This is a genomic window from Pseudomonas sp. B21-031 (assembly GCF_024748985.1).
Classification (GTDB): Bacteria; Pseudomonadota; Gammaproteobacteria; order Pseudomonadales; family Pseudomonadaceae; genus Aquipseudomonas; species Aquipseudomonas kermanshahensis.
Genome location: NZ_CP087181.1, coordinates 1,599,965 through 1,616,192, shown reverse-complemented (window position 1 = coordinate 1,616,192; position 16,228 = coordinate 1,599,965). Strand labels below are relative to the sequence as shown.

General features: G+C 61.2%; 12 protein-coding genes. 5 read left to right on the top strand and 7 right to left on the bottom strand.

The window, feature by feature from the left end:
- Positions 1-81: 81 nt before the first annotated feature.
- Positions 82-2,298: a DNA internalization-related competence protein ComEC/Rec2 gene (locus tag LOY53_RS07275; RefSeq protein WP_252827108.1), complete on the bottom strand. Its 2,217-nt coding sequence runs from the start codon at positions 2,296-2,298 to the stop codon at positions 82-84.
- Positions 2,299-2,439: 141 nt separating this feature from the next.
- On the opposite strand from LOY53_RS07275, the gene LOY53_RS07270 reads away from it, so the two are divergent.
- Positions 2,440-3,066 carry a DUF2062 domain-containing protein gene (locus LOY53_RS07270; protein WP_252827107.1) on the top strand — a complete coding sequence of 209 codons (627 nt, stop codon included), beginning with the start codon at positions 2,440-2,442 and terminating at the stop codon, positions 3,064-3,066.
- Here LOY53_RS07270 and LOY53_RS07265 read toward each other — a convergent pair.
- From LOY53_RS07265 to LOY53_RS07255, 3 genes are all read right to left on the bottom strand, one after another.
- Complete coding sequence (locus LOY53_RS07265) at positions 2,950-3,729, bottom strand: ABC transporter permease (RefSeq protein ID WP_016500910.1); 780 nt, start codon at positions 3,727-3,729, stop codon at positions 2,950-2,952. The genes LOY53_RS07270 and LOY53_RS07265 overlap by 117 nt on opposite strands.
- Positions 3,726-4,658, bottom strand: coding sequence for an ABC transporter ATP-binding protein (locus LOY53_RS07260; protein WP_252827106.1), 933 nt, complete (start codon positions 4,656-4,658; stop codon positions 3,726-3,728). The genes LOY53_RS07265 and LOY53_RS07260 overlap by 4 nt, the downstream gene beginning before the upstream one ends.
- A gap of 133 nt (positions 4,659-4,791) precedes the next feature.
- Complete coding sequence (locus LOY53_RS07255) at positions 4,792-5,415, bottom strand: glutathione S-transferase (RefSeq protein WP_099453294.1); 624 nt, start codon at positions 5,413-5,415, stop codon at positions 4,792-4,794.
- Positions 5,416-5,699: 284 nt separating this feature from the next.
- Between LOY53_RS07255 and LOY53_RS07250 the strand changes: the two genes are divergently transcribed.
- The 4 genes from LOY53_RS07250 (at position 5,700) to LOY53_RS07235 (ending at position 10,206) form a co-directional block, all read left to right on the top strand.
- Positions 5,700-8,147: an acyl-CoA dehydrogenase gene (locus tag LOY53_RS07250; protein WP_252827105.1), complete on the top strand. Its 2,448-nt coding sequence runs from the start codon at positions 5,700-5,702 to the stop codon at positions 8,145-8,147.
- Between the two features lie 87 nt (positions 8,148-8,234).
- On the top strand, positions 8,235-8,645 hold the full coding sequence (locus tag LOY53_RS07245) for a PA2817 family protein (RefSeq protein WP_258703795.1): 411 nt from the start codon (positions 8,235-8,237) through the stop codon (positions 8,643-8,645).
- Between the two features lie 206 nt (positions 8,646-8,851).
- Positions 8,852-9,397, top strand: coding sequence for a fimbrial protein (locus tag LOY53_RS07240; RefSeq protein WP_252827101.1), 546 nt, complete (start codon positions 8,852-8,854; stop codon positions 9,395-9,397).
- 77 nt (positions 9,398-9,474) lie between these two features.
- Positions 9,475-10,206, top strand: coding sequence for a molecular chaperone (locus tag LOY53_RS07235; protein WP_258703794.1), 732 nt, complete (start codon positions 9,475-9,477; stop codon positions 10,204-10,206).
- Between the two features lie 8 nt (positions 10,207-10,214).
- Here LOY53_RS07235 and LOY53_RS07230 read toward each other — a convergent pair whose 3' ends face one another.
- The 3 genes from LOY53_RS07230 to LOY53_RS07220 form a co-directional block, all read right to left on the bottom strand.
- Positions 10,215-11,714 (bottom strand): hypothetical protein, encoded by a 1,500-nt coding sequence (locus LOY53_RS07230; RefSeq protein WP_258703793.1) that lies wholly within the window; start codon positions 11,712-11,714, stop codon positions 10,215-10,217.
- Positions 11,715-11,774: 60 nt separating this feature from the next.
- Complete coding sequence (locus tag LOY53_RS07225; protein ID WP_408981352.1) at positions 11,775-13,973, bottom strand: autotransporter outer membrane beta-barrel domain-containing protein; 2,199 nt, start codon at positions 13,971-13,973, stop codon at positions 11,775-11,777.
- An 84-nt stretch (positions 13,974-14,057) separates the two neighbouring features.
- On the bottom strand, positions 14,058-16,196 hold the full coding sequence (locus LOY53_RS07220) for a hypothetical protein (RefSeq protein WP_258703791.1): 2,139 nt from the start codon (positions 16,194-16,196) through the stop codon (positions 14,058-14,060).
- Positions 16,197-16,228 lie beyond the last annotated feature (32 nt).

Below are 16,228 nucleotides of genomic sequence, written 5' to 3'. Positions count from 1 at the left end.
ATTGGCCGGACCCAGTTGCCACCGTGGGTTCTCGGTTGCCTTGGCGGGCCCTTTCGCGGGCTTGCCCGCGAAAGGGCCCGATCAGCCACTGCCCGCTTCACGCCAGAAGCGCCGCTGCCCCCGCACACCCTCAACGTCACCCTGACGCCCCAGCACCAAGCGCAACGCACCCTCCAGCGCCGTATCATGAATCGCCAGCCCATGCCGCCGATAGCGCTCGAGCACCTGGGCATGCGGATGACCAAAACCATTGTTGCGCCCCCGCGATATCAGCACTCCACGTGGCGCCGTGGCGCGGATGAATGCCTCGATGGACGAGCTGCGACTGCCATGGTGCGGGGCCTGCAGCCAGTCGATGCGGGGTGTATCAGTAGACGCCAGCCAGGCCCGTTCAGCTGCGGCCTCCAGGTCGCCGGCCAACAGCAAGCGCTCCCCTTGCGCCTCGACCAGCAGCACGCATGAGCGGTCGTTACTGCTCTGCCCTTCAGCCCAATGCCAGAGGGAAAAACGCACGCCATCCCACTCCCATTGCTCACCGGTGACACACGGCTGCAGCCCAAGGCCCTCTAACTCCTCGCCACCGAGCACCCGCGTGACAGACATGCCCTGCGCAATGGCCGGCGCGCCCCCAGCATGGTCGGCATGGGCGTGGCTGATCAGCATCGCATCCAAGTGGCTTACGCCCAGCTTGCGCAGGGTCGGCAGCACCACACGCGCCCCCGCGTCGTACTCCCCTTTTGCTGGCCCGGCATCGTAGAGCAGGCTGTGATTGCGGGTACGCAGTAGCACCGCCAGCCCCTGGCCGACGTCCAACTGCCAGACCTCCACCTGCCCCAAGGGCACCGACGCCCTAGGCACCCATAACGCCAGCAGCATGAGCCCGCCCAACCCTCGCAAGGGCACGCCACGGGGTAGCAGCACCAGCAGCGCGCCCAGGCACACCACTGACCAGGCCCACAGCGGCAAGGCCGGCGGCACCCACGCTGGGCGCCAGCTCGCGGCCAGGGCCAAGACCCTGAACAGCACCTCCAGCAAGCCCCCGGCCAGCCACAGCAAAGCCTCTCCTCCACCCGCCACGGGCAACAGCAGCGTCCCCAGCAAAGCCAACGGCAACACCGCAAGGCTGACCCACGGCACCGCCAGCAAGTTGGCCAGGGGCGCACTCAGGCTCACCGGCAAGCCAGTGGCCAGCAGCACCGGCAGCAAGCCGATGGCGATCACCCATTGCGCACGCGTCCAGGCCTGCCAGGGCCGCCAGCCACCCAGGCGGGCACTGAAGCAGTAGATCAAGGTCGCCACAGCGGCAAACGACAGCCAGAACCCCGGCAACAGCGCCGCCAAGGGTTCGAACAACAGCACGGCGACCAGCGCCAGCAGCAACGGCAGCGTCGCGCCAAGGTGACGAAAGCGCAGACGCCAAAGCAACACCACTGCCAGCATCAGGCAGGCCCGCTGCACCGGCACGCCGCCACCGGCAAGCCAGCCGTAGGCCAGCGCGCCTGCCATCGCCAGGCCGCAAGCCGAGGGCAGCCAGGGCAGCCGCGCGGGCCACAGGCCCCAACGTGCCAACCCGGCAACCAGGCCATAGAGCAAACCCGCCACCAGGCCGATGTGCTGCCCGGAAATCACCAGCAGGTGCACCGTGCCCGTGGCCTGCAGCGTCTGCCAGTCCTCGCGGGCCAGGCCCGCACCGTCGCCCAACACCAAGGCCACCAACACCGCTTGCCGGCCATTGGCCTCGACCGCCAACAACCGTTGCCGCAGTTCGTCTCGCCAGCTGCCCGCTACAGCGCTCAACACCTGCCCGGCCTTGACCGTGCCAGTAGCCCCCACCCGCCGTGCCAGCAATTGTGCCTCTCGATCAGGCCCATGGGGGTTGAGCAGCCCGGCAGGCCGCTGCAGGGCCACTGCCAAGCGCCACTGCTCGCCTGCACGCACCGGCGGCCCGTCGAACCAGCTCAGTTGCAGGCGCCGCGGCAGTTCGGCACGCCGTGAGTAGGGTTGCTCCAGCTCGAAGCGCACGCCTTGCGCGGTGCGGCTCGGCAGGCCGACAACCTTGCCCTCCAGCCATAACGTGCGGCCATCCAGTTCAGGCGCGAGTCGGTCATCTAGCGCTCGCTGGGCCGACCCGCACGCCCAGCACAGGCCCAACAGAAAACAGCCCACTGGCCAAAACCGCGTGAACAGGCAGGCGACAGCGCCGACTAACAGCAGAAGTAGCCATCCGACCGATGGCAATACGGGGAGAAAGCCCAGGCAGAGCAGCCCGAGCGCGAGCGCAAACATCCCTGTGCGCATGAGGTAGAGCTCCGCTGCGAAATGACCTTCTCAGGCATAGCGCAAATGCCGGCAAAGCTTGCTCAACAATTGTCACAAACTCTAAACGAGGCCGTTAAGTAATCAAGGCATACTGCCCCGATCAACACCCCGGGAGCCTACATGCCGCGCCGACTTTTCAAACGCTACATGCCGGATCCGACCAGCATTCGGGAACACAAGTCCTTACGCTTTTTCGGTACGTTGCTGCACGACCCGAACCTCTGGCACCTGAACCGGCACTCGGTGGCCCGGGCCATGGGCGTGGGCCTGTTCGCGGCGCTGATCCCCATCCCCATGCAGATGCTGCTGGCCGCTGCGCTGGCGATCCCGGTGCGCGGCAACCTGCCGATCGCGGTCAGCCTGGTGTGGCTGACCAACCCGCTGACCATGCCACCGGTGTTCTTGGTCACCTACATGACCGGCGCCTGGCTGCTGCAGATACCGCCGCGCACCCTGCCCGACGACCTGACCTTCGAATGGATCACCGACCAGCTGTCGACCCTGTGGCAACCCTTCCTGCTCGGCTCGGTGGTGTGTGGCGTGGTGCTGGGCATCCTCGCCTACTTCACCACCTTGCTGTACTGGCGATGGTGGGTGGGCCGGCAGTGGCGCCGGCGCAAACTCAAAGGCTCAGGCACGCATGCCGCGGCCGCTGACCAGCAGGCGGATGCACAGGGTGTACAGCACTGCGGTAGCCACCAACATAAAGGTGATCGCCGTCCCGATACTGATATCCGACACCCCTAGGATGCCGTAGCGGAACGAATTGACCATGTGCAGCACCGGGTTGGCCAGTGACACGGTCTGCCAGAACGGCGGCAGCAGGTTGATCGAGTAGAACACCCCGCCCAGGTAGGTCAGCGGCGTCAGCACGAAGGTTGGAATGATCGAGATATCGTCGAAGTTGCGCGCGAACACCGCGTTGACGAAGCCCAGTAACGAGAAGATGGTTGCCGTCAGCAGCACCACGACCACGGTCACACCCAGGTGATGCACCTGCAGGTCGGTGAAGAACATCGACAGGATGGTGACGATCACTCCGACCGCCAAGCCTCGCAGCACGCCACCCAGCACATACCCCACGAGAATGGTGTGTGGCGACACCGGGGACACCATCAGCTCCTCGATGGAGCGCTGGAACTTGCTGCCGAAGAAGCTCGACACCACGTTACCGTAGGAGTTGGTGATCACCGACATCATGATCAGCCCCGGCACGATGTACTGCATGTAGGTGAAGCCGCCCATGTCGCCGATCTGCCGGCCGATCAGGTTTCCGAAGATGACGAAGTACAAAACCATGGTGATCGCTGGCGGCAGCAGGGTCTGCGGCCAGATACGCAAGAAGCGCCGCACTTCGCGGTAGACGATGGTGTTCAGGGCGACCCAGTTGGTGCGCAGCTCCACACTCATACGGCCACCTTCGACAGGTTTTTTTCCACCAGGGACACGAACAGCTCCTCGAGTCGGTTGGTTTTGTTACGCAGGCTTTGCACCTCGATGTTCTGCAGCGCCAGCTGGCCGAACAGCGCGGTAATGCCGATGTCCTTCTCCACCTGCACTTCCAGGGTGTGCGGGGTCAGCAGCCGGCACGGGTAGCCTTGCAGCACAGGCGCCGAGGCCAGGTCCTGCTTAATGTCGAGGACGAAGGTCTCGACGTGCAGCTTGCCCAGCAACTGGCGCATGCTGGTGTTCTCGACGATGGTGCCGTGGTCGATGATGCCGATGTTGCGGCACAGCTGCTCGGCCTCTTCGAGGTAGTGCGTGGTCAGGATGATGGTGATGCCCTTCTGGTTGAGCTCGGTGAGGAAGCTCCACATCGAGCGACGCAGTTCGATATCCACACCCGCGGTGGGTTCGTCGAGAATCAGCAGGCGCGGTTCATGGATCAAGGCACGGGCAATCATCAAGCGGCGCTTCATGCCACCCGACAGTGAACGCGACTGCACGTCGCGTTTGTCCCACAGACCCAGCTGGGTCAGGTACTGCTCGGCGCGCTCCTTGGCAAGCTTGGGCGGGATGCCGTAGTAGCCTGCCTGGGTCACGACGATGTCGAAGACCTTCTCGAACTGGTTAAAGTTGAATTCCTGTGGAACCACGCCCAGGCAACGCTTGAGCGCCGAGGGCTCGCGGTCCAGGTCGTGGCCAAATACGTTCACTGTGCCGCTGGTCTTGTTGACCAGGGTCGAGAGGATGCCGATGGTGGTGGATTTGCCGGCGCCGTTGGGGCCGAGCAAGGCGAAGAAGTCGCCTTCGGCAACGTCCAGGTCGATGCCCTTGAGGGCCTGGAAGCCATTACCGTAGGTCTTTGTCAGCTGTCGAATGGACAGGGCGGAACTCATAGCGGGCCATTTACCGAGAAAAAAGGTTCAGGACACGCCAGGCAAAGTCACTGGCGCAGTGAGTGCGGCCATGGTGCAAGGCCCGGCCACACAAGTACAGTCACATGTATTGATAATGACTATCGAGGCAGGTTCAGGTCAGCGCAGTCATCACCGCCGCTTGGTAGGCCGGGCGCTGCTTCAGGCGAGCGTACCAGGCCTCGAGGTGATACATGGCCGGGCGCTCGATAGGCATTTCGAACCAGGCGTAGATGAAGCTACCCAGTGGGATGTCGCCCATGCCAATCTGGTCACCGGACAGGTACGGCTGCTGGGCCAGGGTTTCGTCGGCGATCGCCAGCAATTGTGCGCACTGCTTGTGCGCGGCGTTGATCGCGACCCAGTCGCGCTGGTCTTCTGGCGTGCGCAGCAGGCCCCAGAACAGCGGGCGGAAGGGGGTGGCGAAGGACGAGGTAGTCCAGTCCATCCACTTGTCGGCCAAGGCGCGCTGGCGCGGGTCTTCCAGGTACCAGCCCTGCTCGGCACCGTACTCGGCACACAGGTAGCGGACGATGGTGTTGGACTCCCACAGCGTCAGGTCGCCGTCTTCGAGCATCGGCACCAGGCCGTTGGGGTTGCGGGCGCGGTAATGCGGCTCGTTGACCACGCCGAAGGCGCCGCCGGCGTCGATGGATTCGAAATCAAGGCCCAGCTCGTGGGCGATCCACAGCGCCTTGCGCACATTGCTCGAATTCTTGCGGCCCCAGATCTTCAGCATGGCAACGTCCTTATGGAATGCAGTGGGTGGACAGTCTACTCCAGAGTTTTATTGCCTGTACTGGCCTCTTCGCGGGCAAGCCCGCTCCCACAGGAATCACCACAATCCTCAAACCACCGGTATCCCTCTGGGAGCGGGCTTGCCCGCGAAAGGGCCGGCACAGGCGAACAATGATCTGAAACTCCCATCGCCACACCCTGTCACTGTTCTGAACAGGCCGTTCACAGCGTTGCGTCTAAGCTGTCTGGGACGGCTCAAGCCCTTGGTTCCAAGGAGGACCGATTATGTTGCTGTTGTGGTTGGTGGTACTGGTGATCGGCGCGGCATACCTCACGCACCGACGCCTGGCGCCCTTGCAGATACTGGGCATCATGGCGGCCTACGTGCTGCTGATGGGTATTTTCAGCCGCGCACCCGGCTGGCTGCTGGCCCTGCTGTGGGTTGTGCTGGCCGTGAAAATCGCCTTGGTGGCCCTGCCGGAATGGCGGCGCAAGGTGTTCACTGGCCCAGTGTTCAAGTGGTTCCAGCGTACTCTGCCGCCCATGTCGCAGACTGAGCGGGAAGCCATCGACGCCGGCACCGTCTGGTGGGATGGCGAACTGTTCAGCGGCCGCCCCGACTGGCGCACGTTGCTGGCCTACCCGGCACCAAAGCTGACAGAAGAAGAACAGGCCTTCATCGATGGCCCCACTGAAGAACTGTGCACCATGGTCAGCGACTGGCAGATCGGCCAGGACCTGGACCTGCCCCCCGATGCCTGGGCGCACATCAAAGAGAATGGCTTCTTCGCCCTGATCATCCCCAAGGAATACGGCGGCAAGGGCTTCTCGGCCTACGCCCACTCGCAGGTTGCGATGAAACTGGCCACCCGCAGCGGCGACCTGGCGTCCACCGTGATGGTGCCCAACTCTCTGGGCCCTGCTGAGCTATTGCTGCACTACGGCACCGATGACCAACGCAACCACTACCTGCCGCGCCTGGCGCGCGGCGACGAGATCCCCTGCTTCGCCCTGACCGGCCCATTGGCGGGCTCGGACGCCGGCGCTATGCCAGATACCGGCATCATCTGCAAAGGCCAGTGGCAAGGCGAAGAAGTCATCGGCCTGCGCCTCAACTGGGAAAAGCGCTACATCACCTTGGGCCCGGTCGCCACCCTGCTGGGCCTGGCATTCAAGGCCTACGACCCGGACCACCTGTTGGGTGACGAGGAAGACCTGGGCATCAGCCTGGCCCTGATCCCTACCGACACGCCCGGCGTAGACATCGGCAAGCGCCACCTGCCGCTCGGCGCCGCCTTCATGAACGGCCCCAACAGTGGCAAGGACGTGTTCGTCCCGCTGGACATGTTGATCGGCGGCCAAGCCATGCTCGGCAAGGGCTGGATGATGCTGATGAACTGCCTGTCGGTGGGCCGTTCGATCTCCCTGCCGGCAGTCGGCACCGGCGCGGCCAAGTACACCAGCCTGGTCACCGGCCAATACGCCAACATCCGCGAACAGTTCAACGTACCGCTGGCGGCCTTCGAAGGCATCCAGGAATCGCTGGCACGCATCGGCGGCAACGCTTGGCTGATGGACAGCGCCCGCTTGCTGACGGCCAAGGCCGTCGACCTGGGTGAAAAGCCTTCGGTGCTGTCGGCAATCCTCAAGTACCACCTGACGGAGCGCGGCCGCGAATGCATCCAACACGCCATGGACGTGCATGGCGGTAAAGGCATCATCATGGGCCCGAACAACTACCTGGGCCGCAACTGGCAAGGGGCGCCGATCTTCATCACGGTCGAGGGGGCGAACATCCTCTCGCGGAACCTGATGATCTTCGGCCAGGGTGCGATCCGCTGCCACCCATTCGTGCTGAAGGAGATGGCCCTGGCGGGTCGCGAAGACCACGGCCAGGCACTGCACGAGTTCGACGACCTGTTGATGAAACACATCATGTTCGCCGCCGGCAACGCCGCCAGCACGCTGGTGTTCAACCTGGGGCTGGGCCGCCTGGAGCGCGTACCGGGTGATGCCTTGAGCCAAGGCTACTTCCGCGCCCTCAACCGCCAGGCCGCCGCCTTCGCGCTGCTGGCGGACCTTTCGATGATGTTACTGGGCGGCGCGCTCAAGCGCCGTGAGCGCCTGAGTGCACGCCTGGGCGATGTGCTCAGCTACCTGTACCTGTCCAGTGCCGCGCTCAAGCGCTATCACGACCTCGGCTCGCCCGAACACATGCAGCCCTTGCTGCGCTGGGCCATGGAAGAAAGCCTGGGGCAGGCCGAAACGGCCCTGGACCGCCTGCTCGACAACTTCCCCAATCGTTTTGTTGGCTGTGCGCTACGCGTGCTGGTGTTCCCCTTCGGCCGCCGCCATACCGGGCCGAGCGATGAACTGGATGCCGAGGTGGCGGCGCTGATTGGCCGCAGCAAAGGCGACCCGGCGCTGGAAGAGCTGCTCGCCGGTTGCTTCAGGCCACAAGCTGAAGGCGACCCGGTGGCCGCCCTGCAACGGGCTTGCGATTTGCTGGACGAGGCTGTGCCCCTGCACAAGGCACTGCACCAGGCAGTCAAGGAGGGCAAGGTGCGGCCGGCCCCCGGGCAGTCGTTGATCGAGGCAGCAGTCGAAAACGGCGTACTGCAGCCCGGCGAAGGGCAACGCCTGCAGGCGGCGGAGCAAGCACGCCGGGCAGTGATCGACGTGGATGCCTTCGACAAGGCGCAGTTGCTGCCAGAAGCGGGCAAGGTACGCTGAGGCTGGGGCTGGGGGGCCGTTTTGCGGCCCCCTCCCCGACCGGCGTATACTCCGCGCCCGTTTTAACCACCCCCGAGGACCACCGCCATGGCCAACCCCCACCTGGAATACCACCTGCAACTGCTAAACCACCTGCGCACCATCCTGGTGGCCCTGGGTGAAGCCGAACAGGTGCCGGAGGAAAGCCACGCCCTGTTCCTCGAGCGCTTCGACGAACTGCTGACCCTGCTGCCTCAAGACCCACTCGAAAGCCAGTACCTGGGCCAGGACCTGATCTGCCAGGTGATCCAGCGTTACCCGCAAATCGCTCACCTGGTACCCCGCGACTTGCTGTGGTTCTTTGCCGGCGACTGCCTGCACTTCATGCCTGACGAAGAACTGGACCTGTATCAACGACTGGAAGAGCGGCGCTACGAAGCGCAACAGAACGATGAACCCTTCGACTGGAGTCAGGAAAAGCAACTGCTGAACGCCTCAAATCAGGGTCTCAGCCACTAGTCCTGAATACTGCTGCTCAGGCTTCTGGGCAGCAGTATCCAGACTGTGCACGCGCATCAGGCACACTGTGTTTTAATCCCAGTAGAACAACTACTTTCTCCTACAGACCTCACCGTTCGCCTTCCTTACCCTGCAGGTGCCATCCCGTCACAATACGGACACGCATGGCACAGACTGCTCAAGCTTTACGCCAATTAGGAAGACGCATGAAAAAAATACTCTCCATACTCGCCATCACGTTGACCAGCAGCGTAGCAATGGCCAGCACCGGCACGATCAACTTCACCGGAACTGTCAGCACTGGCGGCACCTGCCCTATTGATGTCGTAACACCCGGTACCGGCACCCCCCTGCCGCTGCTGAACCTGGGTGACTTCAAGAAAAAGGATTTCACCGCTATTGGTCAAGAAACACCACAAATCGGATTTGCACTGCGGATCACTCCTGATGCTACTTGCACCATCCCCCCGGGTGCAGTCGGCAACATCACCTTTACCCCGGCTTATGGTCAGGATGGCAGCGGCAAACTCTACGCCTTGCAGAATGGCCTCGGATACACCAATGGCCTGGCCCTGAAGATTTCTGATCGGACCGGTGGACAGCTGGATCCAGACACGGCATCCATGGACTACCCGCTGAGCGAAACCGATCCAACCGAGATGATTTTCTCGGCCCGTCTGCAGACAACAGCTGCAACGGTGGATGAAGGCCAGGTCGCGACCACTATCACTTACGTAGTGGCGATCAACTGATCATCGCCTCAGGTGCTGAACTCAGCACCTGAGGTCCTACAGATGCAGCCAGCCTCGAACCAAGGTTCACCCTCTCGATGTCCATCATCCAGCGAAACTCCTTTTTACGTCATGTCGCACTCGCGACCTGCCTGGCAACCACGCTATCTACGGCACAAGCAGCGTTGACAATCAGTACCACACGCATTGTCCATAGTACCGATTCACGCAGCTCATCGGTGATTGTCGCCAACCCCAGCGATCGCACCTTCGCCGCACAGGCCTGGGTCAACACCGAGCAGGACGATACTGTCACCCCTGTTCCCATGATTGCTTCACCCGCACTGTTCCGCCTCGACCCGGGCACGGAGCAGATGGTCCAGATCAACAGGTTGCCTAACGAATTGCCACAAGACCGTGAGTCACTGTTCTTTTTCAATGTGCAGGAGATCCCCCAGCAGGAGAAAACAGACGCGAACATCCTCAACATCGCACTGCGCACCCGCATCAAGCTGTTCTACCGCTCAAGCGAACTTAAAAGCCGCCCAGAAGATCACCTCAAGGCGCTGAAATGGTCGGTGAAAATACTCAACGGCAAACCTCATCTGGCCGTTGAAAACCCCTCACCCTACCACTTCACGTTCAGCCGCCTGAAAGTCCATGCCAGTGGGCATGAACAAAGCGTGCAAGCCACCGCGATGGTGGCGCCATTTGCTCAACAGACCTATGCGTTAGCTGATAAGCGATTGGCGCCCGATGGCAAGGTGACGTTTTCAATTCTCAACGATTACGGTGCAGCATCCAAGGAACAAACCAGCGACCTTCATTAAAACTCGCCTCAAGCGACCAGTGTCAACTGGAGTACGAAACTTGCCGAGTCGGGCCAAGTCTCACCGCCGTCCAGGCTGACCGTCACCTCGACGGTCAGCCTGCTGTTCAGGGCCAATGTCAGCAAAAACGTTTTGGGTATGGTATGCCCGCCTCCTCCACCCAGCCCCGCTAACATCTCCTCCACGGTTACCGTGTGCTGCGCGACCACGACATATTGTTGCGACTGGCCACTCGAGTTGCGACCAACAACTTTGATCGAGACCCGCTGATCGGTGCTGATAAGCGACCAGGCCTCCTGAGTAACATGAGCGACCGTTGTAACGGCACGCAGGCTCAGGGTATCGACCTGTGCCTCTTTGATCTGCGGCGGCGGCGCGTCAGGCCTGAATGCCGTGAGCCTGACCTCACGCCGGGTCGACTCATCGCCGGAGGCCACGTAATACAACGGTATGGTTTTGCCACTGTGCGCGGCAAGGTGTTCCAACGGCACGAGAAATCGACGGGTACCAGGCACATCAGAAATGGTTACAGCGCCTAATTTGCCGGGCTCTCCCCACTGCATCTGTACAGGCTCCTGGCTACCTACACCCGCCTCGTCCGGAATCAATGCGACCAACTCTTCTCTTACAGAACCGGTCTCAAGCACGATATTCTGCCCTTCACCCAATGCCTTAGGCAGTTCCGGCCAGGACAAAACACGCGGAGGAATCGTCGCCGCCACCTCCAACCTCCTGCTACTGGCTGCGGCGCCTTGGTTGCCGGCACGGTCTTCGATTACATAGTGCAGGTAACGTGGGCCATCACCACGGTCACGAATCATCTCACCGGAATACTTCAGTTTCAGCTCCCTCTCCTCTAGATCGGCCTGGGTGAGCACACGCCGATCAACGAGCTCGTGGCGACCTTGCTCCCGGTCCCAGTAGTAGCTGATACAGTCGCCTACCTGGGGGGCATCGTAGGCAGGCAATGTTGCCCACAACTCATCGCCGTTCTGCTCCAGATACTCCACAGTCACGCCCCCTGCAATCACCTCGGGGGGGAGCAGCAACATATTTTCGGTCGGCAGCAGAGGGGCTTGGCGGTCAATGGTCAGCATCAGCGGATCAGAGTCTCCGGGCTCCCCAGTGAACATGACAACCCGGTAAGTCAGGACAGGGTTGCCCTCCCCAAGTCTATCGATGGAAACGTAAAAAGTGAGGTCCGCTTCGGGGATTGGCGCCACCCAGGTTCTCTTGGTAACAATATCACCGTTCCAGAACAGGGTGAGCGACTCCGGGTACTGTACTGAGGGGTTGGAGGACGGCCACATCGGCACATCGACGCGCAGCGGTTGCGTCAGCGCGCTGACGGGTAACAGGTTTACCTGACCACCAGGCACGTTTCCCAGCATTTGCGGCACGCGTGGCGTTTTGTCTACCAACCTTACACCCCTGCCCCCCGAGAACCCGAAGACGATCTTCAGCCAACCGCGTAACGCTGCGAACCAAACTTTGGTACTGATGCCCATGAAGCAGCACTCCAACGAACCATCAAAAAAGGGAAAGCCAACGCTTTCCCTCGTTCAGTTTCACCAGCTGTAATGCAGACCCAGGTTAGCGCCCCAGGGCTGCTCGATTCTTTCACCATTGCTGTAGTCAAAGTCGGCGTGCACCTGCCAGCGCTCTGCCAACGACACGGCGACACCAACCCCCAGTTCGCCTCGGGAACCCGACAAGTCGCTGTCGAATTGATGACCATTGACCTTGGCTTCATTGTTGGTAGCAAACTCATGGGCATAGGCCAGGCGCACATAGGGTTGCGCTACTTGGCCGTCACCCAGGTCGAAGTTGCGCCCCACGGTTGCCCCCGCCTTGCCGAGCAGTGAACGGGTGTCGCTGCCCTTGACGCGCAGGCCATTGTCCAGGCTATAGCTCGCTCCCTGGATACTCACCACCGACCATTGGGTGTAAGGTTCGATGAAGTACCCCCCCCTCAGCGGGATGTTACGACCAAACTCCAACGAGGCGCCGACCCCGTTATTGTTGAAATCACCCTCACTGCGCTTGCCATCGCTGAGGTTGACCTCAGTGCTGTTATCGAAGCGGTTGAGTTTGACCACACCATCGAAGTAGTAACCACTGGCAGCATCCAGCCACGTGGCGTACAAGCCGAAGTAGTAGCTCTTGACAGTGGCTGAGGCCCCCCGCGCGACATCCAGGTCAGAACTGCTGTAACCCGCCAGAACACCGGCCAGCCATTGTCCATCGCCAATGGGCAGCGGTGCATCCGCCCCCAGCGATACACCCTGCTGTACTTGCGAGTACGACGCCCCGGAGGCAGGGGTAGCGTTGAATTTGTTGCCATAGGTGCGTATCCAGCCACCCGACTTGCGCTCATCCAACCGCAGCTCGCCCATGCGCGTGCGCAGCGTGCTCAACTCGCCATACCAGACGGTGGGTGCGGTGTTGAACAAGGCCAGGCTCGCCGCCGTCCCAGGGCTGATGACCTTGCGCGAACCATCAAGGAACCAGTCGTTACCGCGCTGCTCAAGCTCGTAGGAAAAGGCGCCCAGGTCAACCGGCCCATTGAGCAACGAGAAGCTCGCATCACCTGCGCCTGCATGTACCAGACGTAGCGAGTTCTGCTCGCTCGGTTCGTTGCCGCTACTGCCCACTTGCAGTGTATGGCTGCCAGTTGCCGTGCCCACCTCCAGGAAGTCGGTCTGGCCATTGGCAAAATCGGCGTCCATGATGAAGGTGCCGCTGCCACTCAGGGTGCCCAGGGTGAGGCGCTGGTACTGCCCTGGCTCACCGAAGCGCACCGAGCCACCGTTCATCGCCAGGCTCCCCACCTGGCTGTCTTCCACCATGTTCCAACGCGCCTGGCTGTTGAGCGTAAGACCGGCGACGTTCTGCAGTCGGCCAGTCAGGCTGGCCTGGTTCTCAAGTGTCAGGTTGGCGGTGGAACCCGCCTCGGCGACTACATCCCCAACCAGCTGGCTGGCATCGACGCGCATGTTGGCCGTCGATCCGCCCACTACCTGTAGCAGCACGTCATCCCCGCCCACCAGGCTAGAGCCCGGGCCGACCACGATATTGGCTGTGAGGGCAGGCAACGATGCATTGCCCACGGCAATCGCAGGGCCGGTCAAGCCTTCCACTCGGCTACCCACCAAGGTCACGTCAGCTACGCCGCCTGTGGTATCACCAAACAACCGCATCCCCGCGCCACCGCCAGTGAGCACACTGTCCTGGGCACTGAGCTTGCCACTGCCGAACAGGTCCACCGCCGCACTGCTGCCTTCGCCGACCAACTCGCTGCGCAGCACTGTCAGTGTCGATGCCGAGGATACGTAAGCTGCACCACTGCCACCTTGTACATGGCTGTCGCTGACAGTCGCCGACGCCCCGGTATCGCCGGCGCGCCCGAGGCGAATACCATAAAGGTCTGCCTTGACTGATGCACCACCGCTCACCGCCGTACTGCTGCCAGCCATCAGGTTGATACCATTGTGGCTGCCAGTGGCATTGATCGTGCCGCCATTCATGCTGAAGGTGGAACTCGATCGCGCCACCACGTAGTCGATGGTGGCGTCCTTGGCGATCAATGATGCACCGTCGTTCAGCATGTAGTCATCGACCGGGGTAGAAGGGCCGATCACTCGCTCTCCGGAGACCGGCGTCGTCGCCGCTGCCATTGGGCTCAACGCAAGTGCCAGAGGGGTCATTACGGCCCAGGCAAAAGCCCGGGTCGCATGGGAAACAGGGCGATAATTCCATGGATTCATCTGGCAACACCTTTCTTGGTTGTCAACCAGCAACCTGAACCGCCAGGCCGCTGAAAAAGACGGCAAGCTATACAAACCAGTCGACTAGTTATGTCGGAAAAGTCCGATTTCACTGTCGCAATGGGCGTTAGCCGATACTTCGTCAGCTTTTGAAGACACTGGACATGACTCGAAGGGCGTATACATCGCAATTTGCTGCTTGGCGACTAACGACTTGATCTTCCCCTTCAGACCTTGAGCACGCCGCGCAGGGTCTTCGAATTCGAACCAACAGTGAGCCCAACCGGTGTGGTCGTTAGCATCGAAATCGTACAGAGGCAGTATGTAGTCCGCGTAAGGTTCAACCCGCCAAGTGAAACCCGTTACCGGGTGCACGTCTCCCAGCGTGATCACCTCATCCCACGCCACTACAGGGTTTTTTTCATCTTTGGCATGCCACAACTCCCAGTACATGGTTAGCAGATCATCTGTTTTCAGGCCGTATTGGACGAGATCGCCAACCCAGGCCCTTACCGCCGGGGGCAATTGGGGATTGGCCGGGTCCTTAAGCGCTTCGCAGGTCAAGTACCCCGTATTGGGGTTGGCACCTTGGAACTCAGGCTCGTCCGGTTTCACCACAATTGCACTGACTGCAACCAGTTGGTCATCCGAGGTGGGCTGGTTCGGGACATCGACGCGGGTCAGCTGGTAATGCACGGCCACAGCACCATTACCGGTCTTTTGGATGTAACTCCAGGGAATTGGTCGTTCGATCGGATCACCCGCTTGATCGGCATCGCTTACCGAATAATCGGCTTCCGCGATGTGGGCGGAGCCCCAGAAGAACTCCATGAGGTCATCCTCGGCAACGCCCTCATAGAGTTTGACCTGAAGCGTGGCATCCTTACCGTCATGCGAGGGAAGCAGCTCATTTGGCTGAGTCGATCCTTCGCCGAACACATCGCATAGAGGCAGCAATGGGTTGACCGGGTCAGGCCATTGCGGGTCCGGATCGGGGCCGGGATCCACTGGCCCGAATGTCTCGAAGTTGACAAAAAACGCTTTGCTCTTATCACCTCGGGGTTTCCCACCTCGCCAGACTTCATAACTGACCAGCATGCTCTTGGTGCCTTCGGCAGGTATGCCATATTCGCGCCGCAATACCGCATGGCTTACGTTAAATTCCAACGGAAACGCTTGACCTGCGCCAATCGCTCGTCGACCAAGCGGTGAGCCTTCCCATGCAACACTGACCTCATCGGTCGGTTTCCAGTTATCGTATTCCCTCACTTCCACCTTGACGCCTTGCTGTGCATCGAGCCGGTCGACCAGACCATCATGGGCAAGCGGCACGTGCGGCTCCTGGAAGTTTGCCGGCATTGTGCCCAGTGCCACCACAACTGCCGTGGGCTTGGACACATGGCTGACGTTGCCGGCCTTATCCACCAGCACATACAACGCGAACCACTCACCGTCCCCCTTCTCCACGATCAAGTTTTCAGGAATGGGCAGCTTCTGATCGGCTTCAGTGACCTCGGCATACCCTGCCATAACAACATGATCAAAATCTTCGGGAACACTGGCGAGCCAGTAGTAGCGGACGACATCCTTCGCGGCCCGGCCCGGGTAATCCGGAAGCACGACATTGACCGACGCGACGTTGCCATCGATCACTTCAGCAATAGCCGGCACTGCTTCCGGAGCCTCTCCATGGTTGGGGGCGATACGGTCGAAAATCAGCGTCACGGGATCGGAGGGGTATGTTTGCCCATCGTAGAACGAGGTGATTTCAAAGCGAAAACTGTGCACCCCATCAGCACCGTACTCCGTGGTTTCCTTCTTCAGCACCAGACGAAGTGGCAGGTCATCCGCGTTGGATTGGTCGAACGTGCCCGCGTAGATCTCTTGTTCGAACTCGCCAATCCTGTGGAAGACGTTCAGGATGTCCTGCCCATCGTTTGGAAGCGGGAGGTTTGCCCATCGGGGAATTTTGATCGCCAACTCTGCACTCGGATCCTTCAAAACCGATGCTTTCACTGTGTTGTCAGTCTTATCTGCCAGCACAGTATCCGGGTCATCAATAATGGGCTCAACCTTGAGCACAGCGCCCTTGCCACGCACCTTGCGCGCTTCTCGGCGAACACGGTGGGCTTCCTCGAAGGCTTCTTTCGAACTTCTCATTGCGATCATCTCCGTTGTCAGGGGCCGAAACCAGCCACCGGGAAACTTGCTGATGAACGCCATTGAGCGCGCTGTAACGCTTGGTCACAACTGGC